This window comes from Rhodopirellula maiorica SM1, from assembly GCF_000346295.1.
GTDB classification, from domain to species: domain Bacteria; phylum Planctomycetota; class Planctomycetia; order Pirellulales; family Pirellulaceae; genus Novipirellula; species Novipirellula maiorica.
In genome coordinates this window covers 1-3,064 of record NZ_ANOG01000170.1, presented here as the reverse complement: position 1 = coordinate 3,064, position 3,064 = coordinate 1, and the positions used below count along the sequence as shown (strand labels likewise).

Below are 3,064 nucleotides of genomic sequence, written 5' to 3'. Positions count from 1 at the left end.
AGTGGCCACCGTTGCCGTTGATGCAAAACGAAACGGTCATCGAAGCCCCGTGCGACCGCGACGGATTGACAAAACGATACACCGAGCAAGCAATGCAGTGGATTGCAGAACATCAGCACGAGCCCTTCTTTTTGTACTTTCCGCAAGCGATGCCGGGCAGCACCTCGACGCCGTTTTCGAGTGAGCAATTCCGAGGCAAAAGTGGCAACGGCCCCTGGGGTGACGCGGTCGAGGAACTCGATTGGTCGATCGGCGTCATGCTAGATCAATTACGTGACCTTGGGATTGCCGACGATACCTTTGTGATCTGGACATCCGATAACGGAGCTCCGATCAACCGGAATGTCAACGATCTAAGCCGCGGATCCAATTTGCCGCTACATGGTCGCGGCTACACCACCGCCGAGGGTGCGTTCCGCGTGCCGACAATCGTTTGGCAACCTGGCAAAGTTCCTGCCGGGACAGTGTGCAACGAATTAGCTACGACGATGGATCTGTTGCCGACGTTTGCTAAGTTGGCTGGCGGTGCGTTGCCGCGGAATCGCGAAATCGACGGCCATGACATCTCGCCGTTGTTTTATGGCGAGCAGAATGCGAAGACGCCGTACGAAGCGTTTTACTACTATCACGCCGACCAACTGCAAGCAATTCGCAGTGGTCCGTGGAAACTATTTTTGCCAGTCGCAGGAAAACCTCACCCGCACTTCCCATCCAATCAGCCACCTGAACCACTTCTCTTCAACGTGGTCGAGGATATCGGAAGTCAACATAATGTTGCTGCGGAGCACCCGGAGATCGTCAAGCGTTTGATCGCGTTGGCTGGAACCGCACGCGAACAGCTGGGAGATCGAGGACGACCGGGATCGGGCCAACGCCCCCCAGGACGCATCGCCGAAGCGGCGACACCTAAGCCGCAACGATTAGCGCAGTAGCGAGGTCCGCCACTCTGCTTGGCACCGTGAGTTTTGGGCCTCGCAACATCTCTGCACCTCTCCCAAACGGAGCCAAAGCTTTGCTTTAGGGGGAGCTCGGATAGAGCCTTCACGTCTGCGTCTCACTTACCGATGCAATACAAGTACTCTTGCCGTGTGTCGCCTTCGCGGGCCGCGGTTCGCAGGTAGAGGTGACCGCCCGCGATCGCAACAGATGCAAACACGCTTTCGCCTATCTGGTTTTCTCCGAGCGATTCGTATCGATCGGGGCTGGCACGAAAGATGAATGTTTCACCGTCTTCGTTGGTCGCGTAAATGCGATCCTTCACCATCACCGGCGAACTCGTGAACGATCCGCCGAGCCGTTTCTTCCACATCGTTTCTCCGGTTTTAGAATCTAGACACATCGCCACGCCAGCATCGAGTACGAGGTACAAATGGCCGTCACGGCACAGAATCGACGGCACATAGACTCGCAAATTTTCATCCCAAACGATTTCCCCCGAACCGTCCGCGGCGATTGCGGCGAGATGGTTCCGCGGGTAACCACCACTGCTGAAGACGTGCGTCCCGTCGGTCACCGTGGTGGTCACGCACTCGGTCGTCGCTCCTTCGATTTCCCACAATACTTCGCCGCTGGATGGATTCAGACTGGTCACCAAGTCGCACCCGGTGACGATCAATTGATCACGTCCGTCAACATTCAGAACGACTGGCGAAGCGTAGTTGGGAAGCTCAGGGCGTTTGTGTTTCCAAACGATATCGCCAGTGTTTCGGTTCAATGCCGCGATCGCACCACCGGCCTTGTTGTCGCATGTGACAAGGATCAGGTCGTCATAGATCGCGGGGGAGGATCCATAACCTTGATGAATCAAATAGTCGTTCACGCGAGTTTGCCACACAACTTTGCCGGTCAAATCGAGTGCCGACGTGTACATCGCACTGTCGTTGATAAAATTGATGTAGAGACGTTTTCCGTCGGTTGCGATCGTCGACGACGCCAGTGTCGCCTTCTCGTTGGCTTTCCGTCCGCTCTTGTTCTCGAAACCGTCGTTGTGCACGACGGATTCCCAAAGCTGTTTGCCGGTCTGCCGATCGAAACACAATACCAACTGAACTTTTCGCTTTTCATCGGCGGTCGGAAGATAGACGTGTGAGCCGAGCACGGTGGGCGAACCGTGTCCGCGACCCGCGACCGGGGTTCGCCACAGCACGTTTTCGTCTTGGCTCCACTCAAGTGGCGGATCTTGATCCGGCGACGCGATGCCGTTGACCGCAGGGCCTCGCCATCCCGGCCAATCACCCGATGTCAATGTTGACTCGGCAGCCAGGTGGGGCGTTTGTGCCGTGGCAACGTTGCAGTGCGTTAGACACCACACCGCTACAACCGCCGTCGTCGCGCTGACGCAGTAAAGTCGCATCAAAGAATATTCCATAATGTTGCAATCGTGATAAATGAGTTTTAGCGAAACCAAAGTCGTTGATCGCTCCGCGATCATAACGCGAAACGCAATCGAATCAACGTATTAAGTCGATCGCTGATTGTTAGGCGATCAACAAATAGACAAACGCTGCGAGCGATCCACCGATAATCGGAGCGACAACGGGAACCCAAGCATAGCTCCAGTCGCTGTCACGTTTTCCGGCGATCGGCAACAGAGCGTGCACCAACCGGGGCCCCAGATCACGTGCCGGATTGATCGCGTAGCCAGTCGTCCCGCCAAGCGACAGTCCAATACCAAACACCAACATCCCCACAGGCAGAAAACCGAGTGTGCCGAGCCCGAGTACAGGATCCGTATCCGCAGCGGCGTCGCCGCGCGTCAGACTCGGAGTGATCATTAAAAAGATGGGCAGGATCAGGGCAAACGTGCCAACGACTTCACACAAAAACGCTTGCGGCAGGTTATGAATGTTGGGCGAGGTACAGAAGCAGGCCAATTTACTGTCAGCGTCCTCCGTGACTTTGAAATGTTCACGGTAGAACAGATAGACAAGCACGGCCCCCGCAATAGCACCAAGCATTTGCGCGGCAAAGTATGGAATCGCCATAGCGAGACTCAATTTGCCTGCGATCAGCATCGCCACGGTAACCGCAGGGTTAATGTGAGCCCCACTAAAATCATTGGCAC

3 protein-coding genes are annotated in these 3,064 nt (G+C 55.7%); 1 reads left to right on the top strand and 2 read right to left on the bottom strand.

Annotation, left to right across the window (positions count from 1 at the left end; genetic code table 11):
- Window positions 1-932 (top strand): sulfatase-like hydrolase/transferase (locus tag RMSM_RS05165; RefSeq protein WP_040764196.1); only part of this gene is annotated, 932 nt, incomplete at its 5' end.
- Between the two features lie 122 nt (window positions 933-1,054).
- On the opposite strand, the gene RMSM_RS05160 is transcribed toward RMSM_RS05165, so the two are convergent.
- Both RMSM_RS05160 and RMSM_RS05155 read right to left on the bottom strand, forming a co-directional pair.
- Window positions 1,055-2,353 (bottom strand): outer membrane protein assembly factor BamB family protein, encoded by a 1,299-nt coding sequence (locus RMSM_RS05160; RefSeq protein WP_236622008.1) that lies wholly within the window; start codon window positions 2,351-2,353, stop codon window positions 1,055-1,057.
- A 124-nt stretch (window positions 2,354-2,477) separates the two neighbouring features.
- The coding region (locus tag RMSM_RS05155) for an MIP/aquaporin family protein (protein ID WP_008692562.1) at window positions 2,478-3,064 on the bottom strand (587 nt) is incomplete at its 5' end.

Bases quoted from the DNA above. Each gene is read 5' to 3' on its own strand.
- RMSM_RS05160 (WP_236622008.1), bottom strand. From the start codon at position 2,353: ATGCGACTTTACTGCGTCAGCGCGACGACGGCGGTTGTAGCGGTGTGG.